The sequence below is a fragment of the Roseibium sediminicola genome (assembly GCF_023156505.1).
GTDB lineage: Bacteria > Pseudomonadota > Alphaproteobacteria > Rhizobiales > Stappiaceae > Roseibium > Roseibium sediminicola.
This window is the reverse complement of the sequence record NZ_JALNMJ010000007.1, coordinates 106283-127299: the sequence shown is the minus strand read 5'-3', so window position 1 is coordinate 127299 and position 21017 is coordinate 106283. Positions and strand designations below refer to the sequence as shown.

At 61.1% G+C, this 21017-nt stretch carries 18 protein-coding genes; 2 read left to right on the top strand and 16 right to left on the bottom strand.

What is annotated here, in order from left to right:
* Positions 1 to 39: 39 nt before the first annotated feature.
* From M0H32_RS12090 to M0H32_RS12075, 4 genes are read right to left on the bottom strand one after another with little or no spacing between them, the layout of a single operon-like run.
* Positions 40 to 1482 (bottom strand): Ni/Fe hydrogenase subunit alpha, encoded by a 1443-nt coding sequence (locus tag M0H32_RS12090; RefSeq protein ID WP_248154246.1) that lies wholly within the window; start codon positions 1480 to 1482, stop codon positions 40 to 42.
* 14 nt (positions 1483 to 1496) lie between these two features.
* Positions 1497 to 2066, bottom strand: coding sequence for an NADH-quinone oxidoreductase subunit B family protein (locus tag M0H32_RS12085; protein ID WP_248154244.1), 570 nt, complete (start codon positions 2064 to 2066; stop codon positions 1497 to 1499).
* Positions 2063 to 2791: a 2Fe-2S iron-sulfur cluster-binding protein gene (locus M0H32_RS12080; protein WP_248154242.1), complete on the bottom strand. Its 729-nt coding sequence runs from the start codon at positions 2789 to 2791 to the stop codon at positions 2063 to 2065. The genes M0H32_RS12085 and M0H32_RS12080 overlap by 4 nt, the downstream gene beginning before the upstream one ends.
* Positions 2788 to 4668: an NAD(P)H-dependent oxidoreductase subunit E gene (locus M0H32_RS12075; RefSeq protein WP_248154240.1), complete on the bottom strand. Its 1881-nt coding sequence runs from the start codon at positions 4666 to 4668 to the stop codon at positions 2788 to 2790. The genes M0H32_RS12080 and M0H32_RS12075 overlap by 4 nt, the downstream gene beginning before the upstream one ends.
* 84 nt (positions 4669 to 4752) lie before the next feature.
* On the opposite strand from M0H32_RS12075, the gene M0H32_RS12070 reads away from it, so the two are divergent.
* Positions 4753 to 5025, top strand: coding sequence for a hypothetical protein (locus M0H32_RS12070; protein WP_248154238.1), 273 nt, complete (start codon positions 4753 to 4755; stop codon positions 5023 to 5025).
* A gap of 183 nt (positions 5026 to 5208) precedes the next feature.
* Here M0H32_RS12070 and hypF read toward each other — a convergent pair whose 3' ends face one another.
* The 9 genes from hypF to M0H32_RS12025 form a co-directional block, all read right to left on the bottom strand.
* Positions 5209 to 7560 carry a carbamoyltransferase HypF gene (gene hypF, locus M0H32_RS12065; protein ID WP_248154236.1) on the bottom strand — a complete coding sequence of 784 codons (2352 nt, stop codon included), beginning with the start codon at positions 7558 to 7560 and terminating at the stop codon, positions 5209 to 5211.
* 127 nt (positions 7561 to 7687) lie between these two features.
* Entirely contained in the window at positions 7688 to 8875 is a 1188-nt protein-coding gene (locus M0H32_RS12060; RefSeq protein ID WP_248154234.1) for a M56 family metallopeptidase, read from the bottom strand.
* Positions 8862 to 9257 carry a BlaI/MecI/CopY family transcriptional regulator gene (locus M0H32_RS12055; RefSeq protein ID WP_248154233.1) on the bottom strand — a complete coding sequence of 132 codons (396 nt, stop codon included), beginning with the start codon at positions 9255 to 9257 and terminating at the stop codon, positions 8862 to 8864. Before M0H32_RS12055 ends, M0H32_RS12060 begins: the two co-directional genes overlap by 14 nt.
* A 245-nt stretch (positions 9258 to 9502) precedes the next feature.
* A complete protein-coding gene (locus M0H32_RS12050; protein WP_248154231.1) occupies positions 9503 to 9781 on the bottom strand; it encodes a DUF2160 domain-containing protein in 279 nt (92 codons plus the stop codon).
* A complete protein-coding gene (locus M0H32_RS12045; protein WP_248154229.1) occupies positions 9781 to 10578 on the bottom strand; it encodes a carbohydrate ABC transporter permease in 798 nt (265 codons plus the stop codon). The genes M0H32_RS12050 and M0H32_RS12045 overlap by 1 nt, the downstream gene beginning before the upstream one ends.
* A gap of 11 nt (positions 10579 to 10589) precedes the next feature.
* Complete coding sequence (locus M0H32_RS12040) at positions 10590 to 11459, bottom strand: carbohydrate ABC transporter permease (RefSeq protein ID WP_248154500.1); 870 nt, start codon at positions 11457 to 11459, stop codon at positions 10590 to 10592.
* A complete protein-coding gene (locus tag M0H32_RS12035; RefSeq protein WP_248154227.1) occupies positions 11456 to 12544 on the bottom strand; it encodes an ABC transporter ATP-binding protein in 1089 nt (362 codons plus the stop codon). The genes M0H32_RS12040 and M0H32_RS12035 overlap by 4 nt, the downstream gene beginning before the upstream one ends.
* An 11-nt stretch (positions 12545 to 12555) precedes the next feature.
* Positions 12556 to 13620 (bottom strand): ABC transporter ATP-binding protein, encoded by a 1065-nt coding sequence (locus tag M0H32_RS12030; RefSeq protein ID WP_248154225.1) that lies wholly within the window; start codon positions 13618 to 13620, stop codon positions 12556 to 12558.
* A gap of 126 nt (positions 13621 to 13746) precedes the next feature.
* Positions 13747 to 15486 (bottom strand): ABC transporter substrate-binding protein, encoded by a 1740-nt coding sequence (locus M0H32_RS12025; protein WP_248154224.1) that lies wholly within the window; start codon positions 15484 to 15486, stop codon positions 13747 to 13749.
* A gap of 535 nt (positions 15487 to 16021) precedes the next feature.
* Here M0H32_RS12025 and M0H32_RS12020 point away from each other — a divergent pair.
* The gene (locus tag M0H32_RS12020) at positions 16022 to 17077 is read left to right on the top strand and encodes an NAD-dependent epimerase/dehydratase family protein (RefSeq protein ID WP_248154222.1); all 1056 of its coding nucleotides are present in this window, start codon (positions 16022 to 16024) and stop codon (positions 17075 to 17077) included.
* A 218-nt stretch (positions 17078 to 17295) separates the two neighbouring features.
* Here M0H32_RS12020 and M0H32_RS12015 read toward each other — a convergent pair whose 3' ends face one another.
* The 3 genes from M0H32_RS12015 to M0H32_RS12005 form a co-directional block, all read right to left on the bottom strand.
* Positions 17296 to 18432: an ABC transporter substrate-binding protein gene (locus tag M0H32_RS12015; protein WP_248154220.1), complete on the bottom strand. Its 1137-nt coding sequence runs from the start codon at positions 18430 to 18432 to the stop codon at positions 17296 to 17298.
* A 437-nt stretch (positions 18433 to 18869) separates the two neighbouring features.
* Complete coding sequence (gene kynA / locus M0H32_RS12010; protein ID WP_248154218.1) at positions 18870 to 19724, bottom strand: tryptophan 2,3-dioxygenase; 855 nt, start codon at positions 19722 to 19724, stop codon at positions 18870 to 18872.
* 102 nt (positions 19725 to 19826) lie between these two features.
* Positions 19827 to 20891: an ABC transporter substrate-binding protein gene (locus M0H32_RS12005; protein ID WP_248154216.1), complete on the bottom strand. Its 1065-nt coding sequence runs from the start codon at positions 20889 to 20891 to the stop codon at positions 19827 to 19829.
* Positions 20892 to 21017 lie beyond the last annotated feature (126 nt).

Sequence of the window (21017 nt, the reverse complement as noted above, 5' to 3'; positions counted from 1 at the left end):
TGATTTGGCATTGTCGTTCATTGCGCTCATCCCCTCACCTCAAACACACTGCTCTCTGCTGTCGATCAGCTCACCGCCCGCGCCGAACAGTTGGACCTGCAACGGCATCTGGCCAAGGGCGTGGGTGGCGCAGGACAGGCATGGGTCATAGGCGCGGATGGCCACCTCGACATGGTTGAGCATGCCTTCGGTGATCTGCTCCTTGCCGGAGAGATGCTTGACCGCAACGTCCTTCACCGCCCGGTTCATGCCCTCGTTGTTGTGGGTCGTGGAGACGATCAGGTTGCAATAGGTCACCTGGTCATGCTCGTCGACCTTGTAATGATGGATGAGATTGCCGCGCGGGGCTTCGATCACGCCGATGCCTTCCTCACGCCGGTCGCCCTTGGCGATCAGGTCCGTGCCCTGAAGATCCGGATCGCTCAAGAGCTCACGGATCTTTTCAACGCAGTGCAGCACCTCGATCATGCGTGCCCAATGGTTCGCCAGTGTCGAGTTGTTCGGCGTGCCGCTGGTGACCGCCTTCAGTTCCTGAAGAGCCTCGTTGGCGAGTGGTGTGTCGATGAAACTTGCCGTGTTCATGCGTGCCAGCGGCCCGACCCGGTACCAGCCGGCCTCGGGCCCAAGCGTCTTGATGAAGGGGAACTTCATGTAGGACCAGGAGCGCACATCCTCCACGATCAGCTCGTGATACCTGGTGTAAGGCACCTGGTCAAAGATCGTGTCGCCGGTGGAGCTGAGCGCCCTCAGGTTGCCGTGATAAAGATCCAGCGCACCATCGCTTTCCCGCACCAGCGACATGTAGTTGGACGGGAAGGAGCCGAATTCGGAGACCAGCTCTTCGTGCTCCAGCGTGTAGTCGCGCGCGAGCTTCACCGCGTCTTTCGACCATTCGATCATCTGATCGATGCTCGAAAGGAAATGGTCGCGCCGCTCGATGGGCAGGTTGCGGTTGATGCCGCCCGGAATAGCGCCGGTGCCATGCACCTTCTTGCCGGCGGTCGCCTCGATGATCTCCTGGCCGTATTTGCGCATCAGGACGGCGCGTTTGCCCAGCTCCGGCTGTTCCTTGATGACTTCGAAGATGTTGCGTTTTTCCGCGGGCGCGCCGAAACCGAACAGGAGGTCGGGAGCCGCCAGATGGAAGAAATGCAACACATGGGACTGCATCACCTGGCCGTAATGCATCAGCCGGCGCATCTTTTCTGCTGTCGGCGTCAGCTGGTCGACACCGGCGATCATGTCCATGGCCTTTGCCGCCGCCAGATGATGGCTGACCGGGCAGATGCCGCAGAGCCGCTGGACGATCACCGGCACTTCCCACATCAACCGGCCGCGGATGAACCGCTCGAAACCACGGAACTCGACAATGTGCAGCCGCGCTTCGTCGACCTCGTTTTCCGCGTTGAGGTGGATGGTAACCTTGCCGTGGCCTTCCACGCGGGTGACCGGCGAGATTTCAATCAGTCTGGGTTCGCTCATCTTAAGGTCCCGCCTCAGTCGAACTTGATCATGTCGCGCTCAAAGCCCCGGAACTTTCCGGTCAGGAGCTTGGCCAGCGTATCGAAGATGATGTCGCCGCTCGGCGCGCAACCCGGGATCTGGTAGTCGATCTCGACCACCTGGGAACACGGATAGACCTCGTCCAGGAGCAGCGGCAGCGCCGGATCGTTGGGCACATGGTGGGTCGTGTTGCGGATGTACTTACCGGTGATATAGGCCTCGTCCAGGCACTCCCTCAGCGGCGCGTCGGAGTGCATGATCGCGTTGCGCATGGCCGGCAGCCCGCCCATGATCGCGCATTGGCCGAGCGCGATCAGCACGTCGCAATTGCGCCGGAAGTCATGCAGCACATGCACGTTTTCCTCGTTGCAGCAGCCGCCCTCGATGATGCCGATGTCGCAGCGCTGGGTGAAGCGCTTCTTGTCGGTCAGCGGCGAGCGGTCGACATCGACCAGCTTCATCAGGTCTATCAGCCGCTCGTCAATGTCGAGGATCGCCATGTGGCAGCCGAAGCAGCCGGCGAGTGACGCGGTCGCGATCCTGGCCTTGGGCAGCTCGCTCATTTGCGCTTCTCCTCGATCTCGTGGCCGATCAGCCCTTTGTCGAATTCCCGTTCGCCGATCGGAACAGCAAAACCGACCCGCTTGCGGATGATGCAGCCGACCGGGCAGACCTCCGCGCTGATGGCGTGGTCCGTGACTTCGGCGGTCGTATCCGCCAGGTTCTCGCCATTGACGGCAACACGCCGGTGAATGCCGCGGCCGACATAACCGAAGATGCCCTTACCATCGACATCCTGGGACGCACGGATGCAGCGACCGCAAGAGATGCAGCGGTTGGTGTCGAGCGCGATATCAGGATGGGACGCATCGAGCGCCCGGCACGGCTCCAGATATGGAAACTTGGTGGCCTCGGTCATGTCGAGCCGGTAGGCCATCGCCTGCAGCTCGCAATTGCCGCTGGCCTCGCAGATCGGGCAGAGGTGATTGCCCTCGTGGAACAGCATCTCGACCAGGTCCCGGCGCATCTTGGTCAGATGCTGCGTCTCGTTCTCGACTGCCTGGCCGGGCGCCGCCGGCTGGGTGCAGGCGGCAACACTGCGACCGCCCGCCTTCACCGTGCAGACCCGGCAGCTGCCCTGGTGGCGCAGGCCCTCGTGGTCGCAGAGGCGCGGAATATAGACCCCGGCCTCGTCGGCGGCTTCCATGATCGTCTGGCCGGCAGTGGCCGTGATCTCGATACCGTCGATGGTGAAGGTGAAGCCGGTTTCCTTCTTTGTGCCGCTCATTGGGTGAAATCCTTGTCGAAGATATAGGAGCGGCGCTTGGCGATCTTGCGCGCGCCATCGATGGCCGACTGGATGTCGAACGTGTCGCGAATGCCGTCCTTGCTCGGCTTGGACACCGCCGAATAGACCAGCGGGAAGTTCTTCAGGGTCGACAGGATCGGATTGGGCGAGGTCATGCCGAGACCGCAGCGGCTGGTCTCGATGATCGTGCCGGAGAGCTCCTTGAGGTAGTCAATGTCCTCCGGATTGGCGAGGCCCTTGCGGAATTTGCTGATCGCCTTTTGCAGGAAGACATTGCCGACCCGGCAGGGGGTGCAGTAGCCGCAACTCTCATGCACGAAGAAGGACATGTAATATTCGACGATCTCGAGAATGTTGCGTGCGCCGTTGAAGACGATGATCGCCCCGCCGGTCGCGAGGTCATCAAAAGTCAGTTTGCGGTGGAAGCTGTCGCGGGCGATCATCGTGCCGCTCGGGCCGCCGACCTGAACGGCAGCCGCGTCCTCCGCTCCGACCATTTCCAGCAGCTCCCGGACCGTATGGCCATAGGGCAGCTCGTAAATACCCGGATTGAGGCAGTCGCCGCAGATGGAAAAGAGCTTGGTGCCGTGCGAGCCTTCCGTGCCCATAGCGTGGAACCACTTGGCGCCACGATCGAGAATGCGCGCGGCGTGGCAGAAGGTTTCCACGTTGTTGACCACCGTCGGATAGCCGAGATAACCACGGTTGACCGGAAAAGGCGGCCGGGTCTTGGGTTCACCCGGCAGGCCTTCGCAGGAGCTGATCAGGGCGCCTTCCTCGCCGCAGATATAGGCACCCGCGCCGAGCTGCAGCCGGATGTCGAAATCGAAGCCCTTGACGCCGAGGATCGCCTCGCCGAGCAACCCGCGCCGCCGGCGCTCCTCCAGCACCTGTTCCAAGAGCTCGCGCAGGTAGACATACTCTCCGCGCAGATAGAGGATGCCTTCACGCGCACCGACCGCTCGAGCGGCAATGGTCATGCCTTCGACGAGAAGATGCGGACGTTCGGTCAAGAGCACCCGGTCCTTGAAGGTGCCCGGTTCGCCTTCATCGGCATTGCAGATGACAAAATGCTTTTCGGCGCGCTCACTGGCGGCAAAGCGCCACTTCCGGCCTGTCGTGTAACCGGCGCCGCCGCAGCCCCTGAGGCCGCTCTCCTCGACGGTGGTGATGATCTGGGCGGGTGTCATCGAGACGGCATTGCTCAGCCCAGCGTCTTCCGGCACCGGGCCGAGCAACACCTCGCCGGCATGGCGGATGTTGTTGCCGACCATGTGCAGCGCCCGTTCATGCGGCGTCAGCGAGGCAAAGCGCTCACTGACGAGCTGTTCCGGGGACTGGCCGGCCTTCAGCGCTTCGGCGGCAGACCGGGCCGTTTCGGGCGTGAGCCTGGTCAGCACGACATCATTGACCATGGCTGCGGGCGCCTGGTCGCACATGCCGATGCATGGCGTCGTTTCCAGTGAGAAGGCCCCGTCGGCGGAGGTCTCGCCGGTACGGATGCCGAGCACCTCTTCGAAGACGGCGGTAACGGCGTCCAGCCCGGAATAACGGTCGACGATGTCGTCGCAAAGGCGGATGGTGACCCGGCCTTTCGGCACCAGCGACAGGAAGGAATAGAAGCTGGCGACGCCCTCCACCTCGATCCGTGTGAGCCCGGTCCCGGCTGCAATCCGGTCCATGGTCGAGGGCGCGATGCAGCGGTAGCGATCCTGGACTTCCCGGAGGATATCCAGCATGCGGTGTTTGTCACAGCCGTACCTTGCGCAAATGGCAGCGATCTCTTCTTCCGGCACTTTTGCGACCTCGCAGGCCGGCGCGGCAACACCATTCCCGGTCTTGTGACCGTTCTCCATGGTGAACTCCCTCATGACTTGGCCGGATCGGCACCCGGTTTTGCTAAATCGATTTGAAAGGGACGACAGTTCCGTGACAAAGACATGAACCAGCCGCACCCCTTTTTGAAAAATTCAGGCGCCGTCACGGTCTCCCAGATGCGGCAAAAGGTCTTTGAGCCAGATCAAGCTGCTCAAAATCGGGGCAGGGATTTGCAAGGGCGGGAGGTTTTTACCGGCCTCGCGAACGCCCTCACCGCACACACCATCGTCATCCTGAGGAGCGCGCTCGCGCGCGTCTCGAAGGACCGGCTGCACACTCAGGAACAGGTGGCAGCTCCTTCGAGACGCCTGGCGTTGCCAGGCTCCTCAGGATGACGCTGATGGGTGTGGCAAGGCTTTCTTGGGCTGAACCTGACGGAAAACGTCTTTGAGCCAGATCAGGCTGTTCAGAATAGGCGGAGGCATTTGCGAGGGTCTGTGATTTTCCACCTCCCACAAAACACCTCACCACGAACTCCAACGTCATCCTGAGGAGCCGCGCCAGCGGCGTCTCGCCCCTCAGGATGGTGCTGGCAAGTGCCGCCACTCAGCTGGATGCCCGCACTGCACCGCCGCTATTGCTGCCTGTCCGAGCGCGAGGCCACCGTCATTGGCCGGTACGGTCCAATGCGTAATTGTCTTGAAACGCTCCCGCCGCAACTTGTCGGGGAGCCTCTCTCGCAGCAGCGCATTCTGGAGCACACCACCGGACAGCATCACGGCATCGCCCGTCTTCGCATCGACCCGCAAGAGAATGCCCACCACCCCCTCGACAAGGCCCAGATGGAAACGAGCCGAGATCCGCCCCGGCGATACGCCTTTGCGCAGATCCGTGAGGAGTGCACGCCACAGCGGAGCAAAGCATAATCGCAGGGGCTCGCCTCCCGCGATGTCCAGCGGGTAGGCCATTTCTTCGTCCATGAACGGGCGTGCCAGAGCTTCCAGCCGCATGCCGGCCTCGCCTTCGAAACTTTGCCGGTCGAATGAGATTCCGAGCGCCGCAGCCACAGCATCGAAGAGCCGGCCCGCCGACGACGACAGCGGCGCGTTGACACCGCGTTCCATCATCTGCTCGAGCATCCCGGTGTTCTTGCCAGACAGTGCTTCCGATAGCCCAGTCCCGTCAAGATGCTCACGGTAGCTTGTGCCAAACGCGGCACGAAGATGCGCGACGAGATTGCGCCAGGGCTCACGAATGGCGGCGGCCCCACCCGGCAACGGGACCGGCTGGAAATGGCCGACACGCTCGAACGCCGCGTAGCTGCCCTTCAGGATCTCCCCGCCCCAGATCGTGCCGTCCGCGCCCCAGCCGAGACCATCCAGGATGATGCCATAGTCGATCCCCTGCGGCGGGATCTGCCGCTCGGCCATCACGCTTGCAAGATGGGCATGATGATGCTGCACCTTGACCAGCTTCGCGCCGAATTCGCGCGCCAGCTCTTCCCCATACCGGCTGGACAGGTATTGAGGATGAGCGTCGATCGCGATCACCTCCGGGCGGAACTCATAGAGATCCAGATAGAGCGTCAGGAGACGCTTGTAGTCGGCAAAGGTCGGCGCGTTTTCCAGATCGCCGATATGCTGGGACAGGATCGCATCCTGCCCGTTCAGGAGACAGAAGGTGGCTTTCAGTTCCCCTCCCATGGCGAGCACCTTAGGGGCATCCTGAAAGACATTCGCCAGACGGATCGAAGCCGGCGCATAACCGCGCGCACGACGCTGCATCAGCAGGCCTAGCTCGTCCAACCGGACAACGCTGTCGTCGAGCCGGTTGACGATCTCCCGATCATGCATCAGGAAGCCGTCGACAATACTTGCAAGCTGGCGCCGGGCTGCCGCATTGTCCGTTTCCTGCGGATTGTCGGAGAGATTGCCGGAAGTCAGCACGATCGGCCCGTCCAGCTCCGCCATCAGAAGGTGATGCAGCGGTGTGTTTGGCAGCATGACACCGAGCCGGTCGAAAGGGCCGGCCACGCTGTCCGCCAGTGGGCATCCAGCCTTTTCCAGAAGCACGATCGGCGCCGCCGCTCTTTGCAGGAGGGCCGCCTCCGCGTCGCAGACCAGAGCATGTTTCCGGATCTGATCCAAGTCCCTCGCCATCAAGGCGAGAGGCTTTGCGGGCCTGTGCTTGCGGCGGCGCAACTCGGCCACGGCCTCTTCGTTGGCTGCATCGACGGCAATCTGGAACCCGCCGAGGCCCTTCACGGCGAGGATCTTTCCCTGGCGCAGCCAGCCAGCCGCAACGGTAATCGGGTCACCCTCCGTTTCTCCACCTTCAGCCCCTTCGAACCAGAGCCTCGGGCCGCAGTCCGGACAGGCGGTCGGCTGGGCGTGGAACCGCCGGTCGGCGGGATTTTCGTATTCCGCCCGGCAGGCCGGGCACATGTCGAAAACCGCCATGGAGGTGGATGCGCGGTCATAGGGGATGTGCCGCAGGATCGACAATCTTGGCCCGCAATGGGTGCAATTGGTAAAAGCGTAGCGATAACGGCGGTCGCAGGGATCGTTGATTTCGGCCAGACAATCCGGGCAGGTCGCTGCGTCCGGCACGACACCCGTTTGCACCCCGCCTTCCCGGCTCTCCAGAATTCGAAAGTCATCCGGGTGAACGTCGCATTCAGCATCGCGGACCTTGACGCGATCGATCCGGGCAAGGACCGGTTGCTCTGGTCTCAGCCGCCAGACGAATTGCGAAAGACTGTCCGGGCGGCCATGGATCTCGATCTGGACCCCCGCGCCATCATTGAGCACATGGCCCGTGACCCCCGTCTCCCGGGCAAGCCGCCAGATGAACGGCCGGAAGCCGACGCCCTGGACAAGGCCGGTGATGCGGATGGTCTTTGCTGCGATGAGATTGCCGGTTTGGGTCACGTCTTGAGGAAACTCACGAGAAATCAAGCTTCCATTTCAGAACGTGTTTGCCGTGAGAAATCAAGCCGGCCGCAAAAAGGTCCGGGCGCCAGAGGCGCCCGGAGAAAGGTCGACAGGTCTGGAGATATCAGCGCAGAGGGCGCTGGCCGAAGCCGCTGACGGTTTCGATCTTTTCCAGATTGCCGTTGATCGTTTCCAGCCGTTCCAGATTGATGATCGCCGACAGCATCAGCCGGTCCTGGCTCCAGTCGGCCGGTTTCTGGATCGACAAAGCCGTCAGGAAGATGACCGCGGTCATCGGCACGACGGCGAGCCCCATGAAGCTCCAGTGCGGCCGGATCCGGTTGGTCACCAGCAACGCCTCGATGCGGCGGCGCAGTTTCTGGGCCGGAGACCGGCGCAACAGGCGGTCCTGCACTTCGATCAGGGCCACGGCGGCAACACCGACCTCGCGTTCGCGAACCATCTGGTCCTGCCGCTTCTTCAGGCCGGCCTGCGCGGCGCGCAGGAGACACATGCAATAGGATCTGAGATCGACATGGGCGTCCTCGGCGACCCGCTGGTCACAGGCGAGCTCTCGCAGGCGCTCCACTTCCGACTTCCAGACATAGAAGAACGGGTTCCAGAAGAACAACGGCCGCAGCAGCTCCAGGCCGATCTCCCAGGTGACGTCACCCTGGCGCAGATGCTGGAATTCGTGTTTCAGAACCAGTTTCAGATCGTCCGGCTCGCACAGAAGATCAGACGGCACCACCACATAATGGTTGAAAAGGCCGCGCGCGGAAAACGGCACCAAGGCGCGATCCGAGAGCAGCAGATGCACACGGCCCTGACGATGCCAGTCGTGACAGGAGGCCAGCATCCGGTTGAGGCGCACGAAACTCAGCACCAGCCTGGAACTGAACCAGACAAATCCCGCGATTAGGACGCACGCGATGCCGACCCCGACCCCGTTTGCAAGCGTCAGCACATCCTCGCTGACGCGGGCGCGCATGCCGAGCAGGGTCTGGAAGTCTTCTGCCGGGATGGCGACGCCGCCGCGCAGATATTGCGAGACCGCGTAATCTGCCAGGTTGACGGACATGGCCGCAGGAACCATTTCGGCCGCCAGCAGGTGCTGGTAGCCGACCACCGCGAGCGGCGACAACAGGATCAAGGCAAACAGCCCGTTCAGAAGACCAAGCTGGACCGAGAAGTCGAGCTTGTTTCCGATACGGGCCATCAGAAGCTTGACGCTCAGCCATACCAGAGCGGTTATGGCAAGCGTGATGTTCAGATCGATGTAAACATCGAAGACCTGGTTAAGTAGCGTCATCTGTCCTCCTCCTGTCCAGCAACGCTCTGATCTCCTCCAGATCGTCTCCCGAGAGTTCGTATTCGTCGACAAGCCGGGCCACCAGCGACGCAGGTGTGCCGTCAAAAAGCTTTTCCGACAGGTTTCTGAGAGAACGGGACTGGTAGGTATCGCGGGTCAGCCGGGGGGAATAGATGAATGTCTTGCCTTCTTTCCGGCTGTCCACAAAGCCCTTTTCATCCAGGATCCGCATGATGGTGGCGCAAGAGGTATAGGCAAGTTTGCGCTCGGGCGGCAGGGTCGCCAGAATATCCCGAACGGAGCCTTCGCCGAGCTTCCAGAGTTCGGTCATGAACTCCAGTTCGACTTCGGTCAAAAACTCGTTGCTCTTGCGCTTTCTCATTACACTCTTGTGTCCATGTCGGATTGGATGTGGCTTACCGTTTTATTCATGCACCAGATCCGCGGAAATTACTATTCCTTTAGTTAGTCGCCTTTGTTGACAGGCGTCTGTTTCGTCATCCCGGACGCAGCGGAGCGGAGATCCGGGGCCGGGGAGCCACCAATCGGCTTGTGTCCCGGCTCCCCGATCCCGGCTCGCGCTGACGCTTGGCCGGGATGACGACATCGGAGGTTTGCGGGCGGTCGTCAGACCTTCCAGAAGCAGAACACGCCCCAGGCCATGCTCAGCGCGAGCGGCCACCACAGCGGCTCACCCATCAGCCCGAGCCAGGCCAGGAAGATATAGGCCGTGCCCAGAAGCGTGATGAACAGGCGGTCGCCGCGAGTTGTCTCCAGTCCAAGGACACCCTTGCGGGCATGACCGCCGGGGTATTTGAGTTCCACGACTGTCAGGAAACCGATCGCGGAAAAGATGCCGACGAACAGAAGCGCCGTCGGCCAGGTCCAGGCCATCCATCCAAGCATCAGACCCTCCCCAGGGCAAAGCCCTTGGCAATGTAGTTACGGACAAAGTAGATGACGATGGCGCCGGGAATGATGGTCAGGGTCCCGGCGGCCGCCAAAAGCCCGAGTTCATAGCCCGCGGAGGAAGCGGTCCGGGTCATCACGGCGGCAATGGGTTTGGCTTCAACGGCTGTCAGGGTCTTGGAAAGCAGCATTTCCACCCAGGAGAACATGAAGCAGAAGAACGCGGCCACCCCGACACCGGACTTGATGGCCGGCAGGAAGATGGTCATGAAGAACCGCGGGAAGGAATAGCCGTCCACATAGGCGGTTTCGTCCAGCTCCTTGGGTACCCCGCTCATGAAGCCTTCCAGGATCCACACCGCCAGCGGCACGTTGAAGAGGCAGTGCGCCAGGGCGACGGCCAGGTGCGTGTCGAACAAGCCGACAGCCGAATAGAGCTGGAAGAACGGCAGCGCGAAGACGGCGGCCGGCGCCATGCGGTTGGTGAGCAGCCAGAAGAACAGATGCTTGTCGCCCACGAAGGAGTAGCGCGAGAAGGCATAGGCCGCCGGCAGGGCCACGGTGATCGAGATCACCGTGTTGATGGTCACGTAGATGATCGAGTTGATGTAACCCCAATACCAGGTCGGATCGGTGAAGATCTCGATATAGTTGGCAAAGGTCCAGGTCTGCGGGAACAGGGTGAACCCTGACAGGATCTCGTTGGTGGTCTTGAAGCTCATCGCGACGAGCCAGTAGATCGGCAGCATCAGGAAGAGAATGTAGAGGATCGGGACCAGGCTTTTCATGCGCATGATGGGTCTCCTCAGGACTTGTTATCGTTCATCGTCATCAGCGTATAGAACAGCCAGGAGGCGAACAGCGTGATGGCGAAGTAGATGAGGGACATGGCGGCTGCCGGTCCTAGGTCGAACTGACCCAGGGCGATCTTCACAAGGTCGATCGACAGCAGCGTTGTGGAGTTGCCGGGTCCGCCGCCTGTCAGGACGAACGGTTCGGTGTAGATGTTGAAGCTGTCCATGAAGCGCAGCAGCACGGCAATGGTCAGCACCGTTTTCATCTTCGGCAGCTGGATGAAGCGGAACACGGCCCAGTTGGACGCGCCGTCGATTTCCGCAGCCTGGTAATAGGCGTTCGGGATCGAGACGAGACCGGCATAGGCAAGCAGCACCACCAGCGACGTCCAGTGCCAGACATCCATGACGATGATGGTCACCCAGGCGGCAACCGGGTTCTGGGTCATGTCATAGGAAATGCCCAGCGTGTGGTTCATAAAGTAGCCCAGCAGGCCGATATCCGGCAGGGTGAAGATGTTCCACATGGCACCGACCACATTCCACGGAATCAGCATCGGCAAGGCCATGGTGACCAGGCAGAACGGCACCCAGAAGCCCTTCTTGGGCATGGCGAGCGCGATGGCGACACCAAGCGGCACCTCGATGATCAGGATCATCACGGTGAAGAAGAGCTGCCTGCCGAGCGCCGCATGGAAGCGTTCGGAGCGCAGGATCTGCTCGAACCAGCCGAGGCCTTCCCAAAAGAACAGATTGTCGCCGAAGGTCTCCTGGACCGAGTAGTTCACCACGGTCATCATCGGGATGAGCGCGTTGAAGGCGACCAGCAGAAGCACCGGGGTGACGAACAGCCAGGCGCGTTGGTTTTGCGTTTTCATCAGGCACCCCCTCCCGGCGTGCTTGCCAGCCAACCGTCCTTGTAGAGCCGGGTCTGGGTTTGTTTGAAGTCGAGTTTCACGGCGTCGCCGTGATTGGGCGCTTCGCCTTCCAGGATGGCGTGGACGCGCTGGTCATGAGCCACTGCCTCGACCACCTTGTGGCGACCGATATCGGAGACCTTGCGCACGGTGGCGGCAACGCCGGAGCCGTTGGACGAGATCGAGACGAACTCCGGACGGATGCCGATTTCCGCGGCACCGTCGCCGGTGCCCTGGACTGCGCCTTCCAGTTCCACCTTCTCGCCGCCGAAGAAGGCAGCGCCGCCTTTCACGTCGCAGGGCAGCACATTCATGCCCGGCGAACCGATGAAGTGACCGACAAAGGTGTGCGCGGGGCGTTCAAAAAGCTCGACCGGCGTGCCGATCTGAACCACTTCGCCCTCCTGCATCACCACCACCTGGTCGGCGAAGGTGAGCGCTTCGGTCTGGTCGTGGGTGACGTAGATCATGGTCGCCTTGACCCTCAGATGCAGCTCTTTCAGTTTGGAGCGCAGTTTCCATTTGAGATGCGGGTCGATCACGGTCAGCGGTTCGTCGAACATGACCACATTGACGTCCTGACGCACGAGACCGCGGCCCATGGAGATCTTCTGCTTGTTGTCCGGCGAGAGGTTTGCCGCCCGTGTGGTCAGCATGTCCTCGACTTCCAGCATTTCCGCAATCGCCATGACGCGCTGCTTGACGATGTCCTCGTCCCGGCCGCGGTTGCGCAACGGGAAGGCCAGATTGTCGTAGACGGTCATGGTGTCGTAGATGACCGGGAACTGGAACACCTGGGCGATGTTGCGCTTCGCCGGCGGCAGGGCGGTCACGTCCTGATCGTTGAACAGGATCTGCCCTTCGGACGGCACCAGCAGGCCGGAAATGATGTTCAAAAGCGTGGACTTGCCGCAGCCGGAGGGCCCAAGCAACGCATAGGCGCCGCCGTCGTCCCAGGTCAGGTCGATTTTTTTCAGCGCGTAATCAGCATCGCTCGACGGGTTCGGGCTGTAGCTGTGGCGCAGGTTGGAGAGTTTGATTTGTGCCATAAGTCCTCTCCTCAGGCCGCCAGGTCGCCATTTGGCGCAAAGAAGAAACAATGGCTGGGATCCAGGAAGAACGTGTGGACCTCGCCGACGAAATAGGGATGGACCCCCGGCGACAGCGACACCCAGGACTGGCCTTGCATGTCGAAATGGGCGCTGCTTTCCGAGCCCGAGAGCTCGGTCACCAGAACGTTGCCCTGCAGACGCACGCTGTGATGCGGGCTTTCCACCGGCATCACGTGATGCGGCCGGATCGCCAGCGTGTAGGGCCCGTCGCGCAGGCTCGCCGCCGCGCCGGACGCCGGCCAGCGGACGCCGTCGTTCAGGATGATCGTGTCGCCCTGCTTGTTCACCGGCGCCGTGTTGATCGGCGGGTTGGAGAACACCTTGGCCGCATCGAGATCCTTGGGCTTGCGGTAGATATCCGCGGTCGGGCCGAACTGGACGACGTTGCCGTCGGTCATCAGGGCGGTATGACCGCCGAGCAGCAAAGCTTCTTCCGGTTCGGAAGTCGCATAGACCACCACGGCGCCGCGGCCGGCAAAGAGTTCCGGCAGCTGGTCGCGCAATTCCTCGCGCAGCTTGTAATCGAGGTTGGCGAGCGGCTCGTCGAGGAACACAGCGTCGCTTTCCTTGACGATGGCGCGGGCGAGCGCCGTGCGCTGCTGCTGGCCGCCGGACAATTCGTTCGGCTTGCGGTCGAGATAGGGCTTCAGTTTCAGGATGGCCGCAGCTTCTTCCACCCGGCCGTCTATCTCAGACTTGGCAATGCCGGCCACCTTCAGCGGCGAGGCGATATTGTCATAGACTGACATATGCGGGTAGTTGACGAAAAACTGGTGCACCAGGCTGATGTTGCGCTTTTGCGCTGACAGGCGGGACACATCCTTGCCGTTCAGGACGATCTGCCCGGAGGCCAGGCTGTCGAGGCCGGCCATCAGCTTGATCAGCGAGGTCTTGCCCGAGCCTGTTTCCCCGAGGAGAACATTGAAGTGACCCGGTTGCAGCGTCAGGCTCGTTTCCTTGACATGCGTGATGCCGGCAACGCGCTTGCTGACGTTTTTAAGTTCTAGAGACATTGTGCTTCTTACCCGCGTCCGGACTGGGCTCCATTGGCAACCTTGAGCGGTTGCGGCCCGTCACTTTCGGATCGGAGAGGGACCGGGGACAAGCCCCGGTCCGGTTTTTTTAAGTCAACTCAGGGCTTAGTTCTTGGCCCAGCGAGCAACCAGCTCGTCGTAGTTGACGGTCTGGCCCTGCGGCTTCTCGTTTTCGAGCTTGGCCTTCGGAGCACCCGGCTTTGCGAGCCACTCTTGCGGATCCGACTCTTCGTTCAGACGCGGACCGCAACCACCGTAGACGTTGGCGCGTTCGTCGGCCTGCTGCATGCGGGCCATGACGATGTCCATTTCTTCCGCGAGACGGTCCATGGCTTCCTGCGGCGTGAAGGCGCCGGAGTTCACGTCACCGATCTGCTGCCACCAGATCTGGGCCAGCTTCGGATAATCCGGAACGTTGATGCCGGTCGGGGACCAGGCCACCCGGTCCGGAGACCGGTAGAACTCGACCAGGCCGCCCAGCTTCGGAGCGCGCTCGGTAAAGGACTCGTGGTTGACCGTACTGTCACGGATGAAGGTCAGACCGACATGGCTCTTCTTGGTGTCGACCGTCTTGGAGACGACGAACTGAGCGTAGAGCCAGGCAGCTTTCGCGCGGTCTTCCGGAGTGGAGTTCAGAATGGTCCAGGAACCCACGTCCTGATAACCGACCTTCTGGCCTTCTTCCCAGTAAGGACCATGGGGGCTCGGCGCCATCCGCCACAGCGGCGTGCCTTCGTCATCCACGGTGTTGTTGCCTTCGGACTTCGGCTTCACCATGTCGGCGGTGAAGGCGGTGTACCAGAAGATCTGCTGGGCGACGTTGCCCTGGCTGAGAGCCGGCAGGGACTGGTAGAAGTCGAAGCTGGCAGCGCCCGGAGGGGCGTAGTTGCGCAGCCATTCGTCCCATTTGCGGATCGCGTAGACCGCGGCCGGACCGTTGGCGGCACCACCGCGGGACACGGATGCGCCCACCGGGTTACAGGTGCCCGCTTCCATGCGAATGCCCCATTCGTCGACCGGGATGCCGTTCGGCTCACCCTTGTCGCCGGCACCGGCCATGGACAGCCACGCATCGGTCATGCGCCAGCCGAGATCCGGTGCGCGCTTGCCGTAGTCCATGTGACCGTAGATCGTGACGCCGTCGACTTCCTTCACGTCCTTGGTGAAGAATTCGGCGATGTCTTCATATGCCGACCAGTTGACCGGAACGCCCAGGTCGTAGCCGTATTTTTCCTTGAAGGCCGCTTTCAGGTCTTCGCGGTCGAACCAGTCCTTGCGGAACCAGTAGAGGTTCGCGAACTGCTGGTCGGGCAGCTGATAGAGATCGCCGTCCGGACCGGTGGTGAACTGGGTGCCCATGAAGTCATCGAGGTCGAGACCAGGGTTGGTGACGTCCTTGGCAGCACCTGCCATCCAGTCGGTCAGGTTGTAGGCCAGCTGCAGGCGGGAATGGGTGCCGATCAGGTCGGAATCGTTGACATAGGCGTCATAGAGGTTCCGGCCGGTCTGCATCTGTGTCTGCACGGCCTGCACCACTTCCCCTTCGCCGAGGATCTGGTGATTGACCTTGATACCGGTGATTTCTTCGAAGGCCTTGGTTAGAACTTCCGACTCGTAAGAGTGTGTCGGAATGCCTTCTGACAGGACGTTGATTTCCATGCCAGAGAACGGTTCGGCCGCCTTAATGAACCACTGCATTTCTGCAAGCTGCTCATCCTTCGACAGAACGGACGGCTGGAATTCCTGGTCGATCCATTTTTGGGCCGCTGCTTCGTCAGCAAAAGCGGACCCTGCTCCCGCAAGCACAGCACCAGCTGCGACTGCGGAGAGTAGATACTTACGCATCTGCATCTCCTCCCGTGAGATATTTTCGCCGTGACTATCCGGCTGGACATACAAAGTCACAGCCTCGCCACGATGTCAAACTAATTTTTTAGTAGATATCCGGCCCTACGTTATCGGGCTATAACTTGCTGATTTTTATCTGTTATTTCGAACGACCGCGCGTGAAAAACACTGTCACTTCGATGTCATCAGCCCCACCGAACGAGCCTAGTGTGGCATAAATTTGACACGAGAGGTAGCCCGAAATCCGGTTTCGGGTCTTTCAGTTAAAACGCAGAATGACTTCTTTTTAGCTTCGTTTTGCACTGCAAAACGAAAATCAGTCACAAATGCTGCATCGCAACATCAGCGTTGAAAGAGATCCATTGGCGCGATCTGCAGTCAAGTTGGCGCCATTGGCTTTGAAGCTAGGGTCCCGGAACGATAGATATGGATACGTCACCCGGCAGACGTTGACCGGAACAGACCACAGGCTCTCGGTAGACCCTGAAGACTGAACCCCAGGCCCGCCAAAGGTGGAACGAGGACCCAACAAATGACACTTTCAACCGACGCCCCCGTTCTGGTCACAGGCGCCACCGGCTATGTCGCCGGCTGGCTGGTGAAAGAGCTGCTCGAAGCAGGCGTCACTGTCCATGCGGCCGTCCGCGATCCGGCGGCAACGGAGAAGCTCTCGCACCTGACCGCGATTGCCGAAACGGCTCCAGGCGAAATCAGGTTCTTCAAGGCCGATCTTCTGCAACCCGGCTCCTATGAGGCGGCCATGCAGGGCTGTTCCGTCGTCTTTCACACCGCTTCGCCCTTCACGGTCTCAGTCAAGGACCCGCAAAAGGAACTGATCGATCCGGCCGTCCAAGGCACCCGCAACGTTCTGGAAACCGCCGCGGCGACCCCGAGCGTCAAGCGCGTTGTGGTCACCAGCTCCTGCGCTGCCATCTACACCGATGCCATTGACTGCCAGCAGGCGCCTGGCGGCGTCCTGACCGAGGCGATCTGGAACACGACCGCGTCCCTTTCCTATCAGCCCTACAGCTACTCCAAGACGCTGGCCGAGAAGGAAGCCTGGAAAATAGCCGAGAACCAGAGCCGGTTCAGGCTGGTCACCGTCAACCCGTCGCTGGTGATCGGACCGGCTCTTGCCAAAAAGCCGACCTCTGAAAGCTTCAACATCGTCCGACAGATGGGCGACGGCACCATGAAACAGGGCGCGCCGAAACTCGGCATCGGCGTTGTCGATGTCCGCGACCTTGCCAAGGCCCATGTCGCGGCGGGGTTTGTCGAGGATGCGGAGGGCCGCCACATCGTCTCGGGCCACAACACCAACCTCCTGGAACTCGGCAAGGCCCTCATCGATAAATACGGCGACCGTTACCCGGTCCCGCGCAAGTCCCTGCCGAAATGGATCGTCTGGGCCGTCGGACCGATCCTCGGCGGCATTTCGCGCAAATTCGTTTCCAACAATGTCGACATCAAGTGGCGCGCCGACAATTCCAAGAGCAAACGCGCTCTTGGCGTTACCTATCGGCCCTACAAGGAATCCATGGAGGACATGTTCCAGCAGATGATCGAGGCCGGGGTGTTTCGGAGGTAGCCCCCCTAACCGCCATCTTCCCGGCCAAGCGCAACGCGAGCCGGGACCGGGGAGCCCGCAGTTTGACCGTTACATGTCTGATAGCGTCGATACACTCGGGCTCCCCGATCCCGGGTCTTCGCTCTGCTTCGCCCGGGATGACGAACTGAAGGGTTGCCGAACAACAAAAAGGCGCGGCCGAATGGCCGCGCTCTCTCCGTCAATTGGACCTGTCCGACCTACATCTTGCACTCGGCCGCATAGGCGTCCGCGCGATCTTCCAGCGCGGTGCCGATGATCTTGTTGGTGTAGACGTCGCCTTCCTTGATCACCTCCCGGACATAGATGTCCTGGATCGGGTGATGGTTGGGACCGAATTTGAAATCGCCGCGGGTCGAGGCAAAATCGGCCGCTTCCAGCGCGGCGCGGAACGCATCGGCGTCTTTCACGTCGGCCTTGGCCATCGCGGACAACAGCAGGTTGGCCGTATCAAAGCCCTGGGACGCATAGAGCGACGGCAGGCGGCCATATTCGGCCTGGAAGCTCTCGACAAAGGCCTTGTTGGCGTCGTTGTCGAGATCCTTGTTCCACTGGCTGGTGTTTTTCACACCCAGTGCCGCATCGCCGACGGCCTGCAGGATGCCCTGGTCGAACGAGAAGGCCGGACCGGCCACCGGAAGGTCGATGCCGCTGTCGGCATACTGCTTCAGGAAGGAAATGCCCATGCCACCCGGCAGGAAGAAAAAGACGCTGTCGGCGCCCGACGCACGGATCTGGGCAAGTTCGGCGGCGTAATCCGTCTGGCCAAGCTTGGTGTAAATTTCACCGGCCAGATCACCGCCGTAAAAGCGCTTGTAACCGGTCAGCGCGTCCTGGCCGGCCGGATAGTTCGGTGCCAGGATGAAGCTGTTCTTGTAGCCGGCTTCCTTGGCATAGGCGCCTGCGGCCTCATGCAGGTTGTCGTTCTGCCAGGCGACGTTGAAATAGTTCGGATGGCAGCCCTTGCCTGCCAGCGCGGACGGTCCGGCATTCGGCGACAGGTAGAACTTGCCCTGCGCGGTCACGGACGGCACCACAGCCATGGCCAGGTTCGACCAGATTATGCCGGTGAGGACATCGACCTTTTCCGACTGGACCAGCTTGTCGGCGAGCTGCACCGCCACATCCGGTTTGCGTTGATCGTCCTCGACAATGACTTCCAGATCCTCGTTGCCGGCCTGCTTGACCGCCAGCAGGAACCCGTCGCGCACATCGATGCCGAGCCCGGCGCCACCGCCCGAGAGCGTGGTGATCATGCCGACCTTGACCGGTTCGGCCAAGGCACCGCCGGTCAGAAGGGCCAGGACACTGGCCGTGGCTGCAAGCTGTTTGAACATTTCGAAAATCCCCTCTCTTTCAATCCCGTCGAGCCTTCTTGGAGGCTCTTGGCAAGACACTCTATCGGCAGCCTCGCCGATGGCAAACACGCAATTCGGAGAATAAGGAAGGGGTGGAGTTCGACGCCCATGACTCGGCACACCACAACCGGGATGTCCTGACGCAAACGGACATTCGGCCTCTCATAGTCTGCCGAAAGCCCTAACACCGTCTTCCCGGGCGCAGCGGAGCGAAGACCCGGGATCGGGGAGCCCGGGCCTGCATGCTGAAGGGAGCTGAGGATCAAAAGCGTCTGCCTCCCCGGTCCCGGCTCGCGCTTCGCTTGACAGGGATGACGCCGGTGAGTGCGAGTCTTTTTCAGCGCTCAGGTCCCTGCGGCGGGAGAAGTGACATTTCGCGCCCCTTCTCACCTATTGCCCGTCCCGCCTTATCAGTCTCAAAGCGCCGTGCGCACGTGCCAGAGTTCGGGGAAGAGTTCCACTTCCAGCATGCGTTTCAGATAGGAGACGCCGCCGGTGCCGCCGGTGCCGCGCTTGAAGCCGATCACGCGCTCCACCGTGGTGACGTGATTGAAGCGCCAGCGGCGGAAATAATCTTCCAGATCGACCAGCTTCTCGCCGACTTCATAAAGCGCCCAATGGGCGGACGGGTCCCGGTAGACCGTCTGCCACAGCGCCATGATCTCCGGCACTTCCGTGTGCGGTACAGCCGATGGCGTGTCGGTGATCGCCTCCGGCACGGCAAGGCCCCGGCGGCGGGCAAAGGACAGCACCACCTGATAAAGGCTTGGCCGCGCCAGCTCGGCCTTCAACAGCGCGACACTGTCCGGATCGTGCTCATGCGGCCTGACCATGGCGGTGTTGCGGTTACCGAGCGCATATTCGATCAGGCGGTATTGCAGCGACTGGAAACCCGACGACATGCCCAGCGCATCGCGGAACTTGGTGTAGTCGCTCGGGGTCATCGTCCGGAGCACGTCCCAGGCGGAATTGAGCTGCTCCATGATGCGGCTCACCCGCGCCAGCAGCTTCATCGCCTCGGGCATGTGATCGTCGGCGATCGCATCCCGGGCCGAATTCAGCTCGTGCAGCATCAGCTTCATCCAGAGTTCCGACGTCTGGTGCTGGATGATAAAGAGCAATTCGTCCGGTGCATCGGACAGCGGCGCCTGGGCGCTCAGGATCCGCGGCAGACCGAGATAATCGCCATAGGACATCTTGTCGGCAAAGCGCATCTCGGCGCCTTCCTTTTCCGGATTATAGGCGCCGGTCTCGTCGGTTTGCTTCGTCATCGCTCTCTCCCTGGGCTCATTGGAACGCGGCCCTTCCCGGATCTATAGCGCCCCGGAAAGGCGCTTGGATAGGAGAGAATTCAAGAAGTTATGGAAAGATGGTCAGCTGCCCGCCGCCTCAAGGATGGCTTCGGCGGAAAAATCGTAATGGCTGCGGCCGGTACGTGACTTGCAAAAGCGGGTGAAATCGATCTTGTCCCAGTCGCCGTCCCCGAGATGCGTCAGATAGACCTCGACATTGTCCATCGTGATCGGCGACATCTTGAACAGGACGTCGACGAAGACCTCGCCCTTGACGCTCTTGAAGAAATGGTCGCGCAGCATCACCATCGACCACGCTCCGGCAAAAAAGTGGCCGCCGTGACTCATGGTCATGCCGTCGGTGGCGACGGCATCCATGCCGCGCTTCGACCAGTTCAGACCCGCAAAGAAAATGTTCTTACCAGCCACAAGACCGGCTTCCCGGGCAGCCTTCTGCGCCCCCAGCGCCAGATCGTCACTGGCCCCCCAGACAATGTCCACACGGGTTCGCGCTAGAACATCCCTGGTGCGCTGATAGGCGAGCTCTTCGCTCCAGTCCACCGGAATGGCATGAACCAGCTTGACGTCGGAATGATCGGCAACCGCGCGCAGCATACCGAGCTCGCGCTGCAAACCGGCAGGGGTGTTTGTATCACCGGTCAGGGCCAGCAACCGGATCTTGCCCTTGAACGATCCGGAGCGGCGGGCCTTTTCGATCAGGCTCGTCGCCATGTCGTAACCCGCGGTTTCATTGTCCGGAACGATCGAGGCAACGATACTGCGCAGGTCGATATTGCGCCGTTCCAGGTTGGTTTTCTGGTTCGGGGTCAGCTTGTTGAGCAGGAACAGAACCTTGCTGGGATGACCTTCCATCAGCTGCATCAGCCGCGCAGCCGCCTGGTTTTCGTTCACAAGAATGAAATAGTCGGGGAGGTCTCCGCGCTCCAGCCGGTGGCTGAGCAATTCTTCCATGGCATAGGGCCGCCGGTTGGCGTTCAGGATTTCCAGATCGGCATTCAGATCCCTGGCCGCGGCCGACATGGTCTTCGCGACTTCTCCCCAGAACCCGGTGTCGTCGCCCGGATTGATGAAGGTAACGCGAAAATCGGCCGCCTGAACCGCAAAAGAAGCGATCCAGAAACACATTATGCACACGAGCCTGACGAACATCGAAATCCTTCACCCGGTTTCCTGCCGTGCCAAACAGGAATCCCTATCCACCCTGGGTACCAGGCACCCAAGGCCATCTTAGCCACTCACGTTACGTTCTGT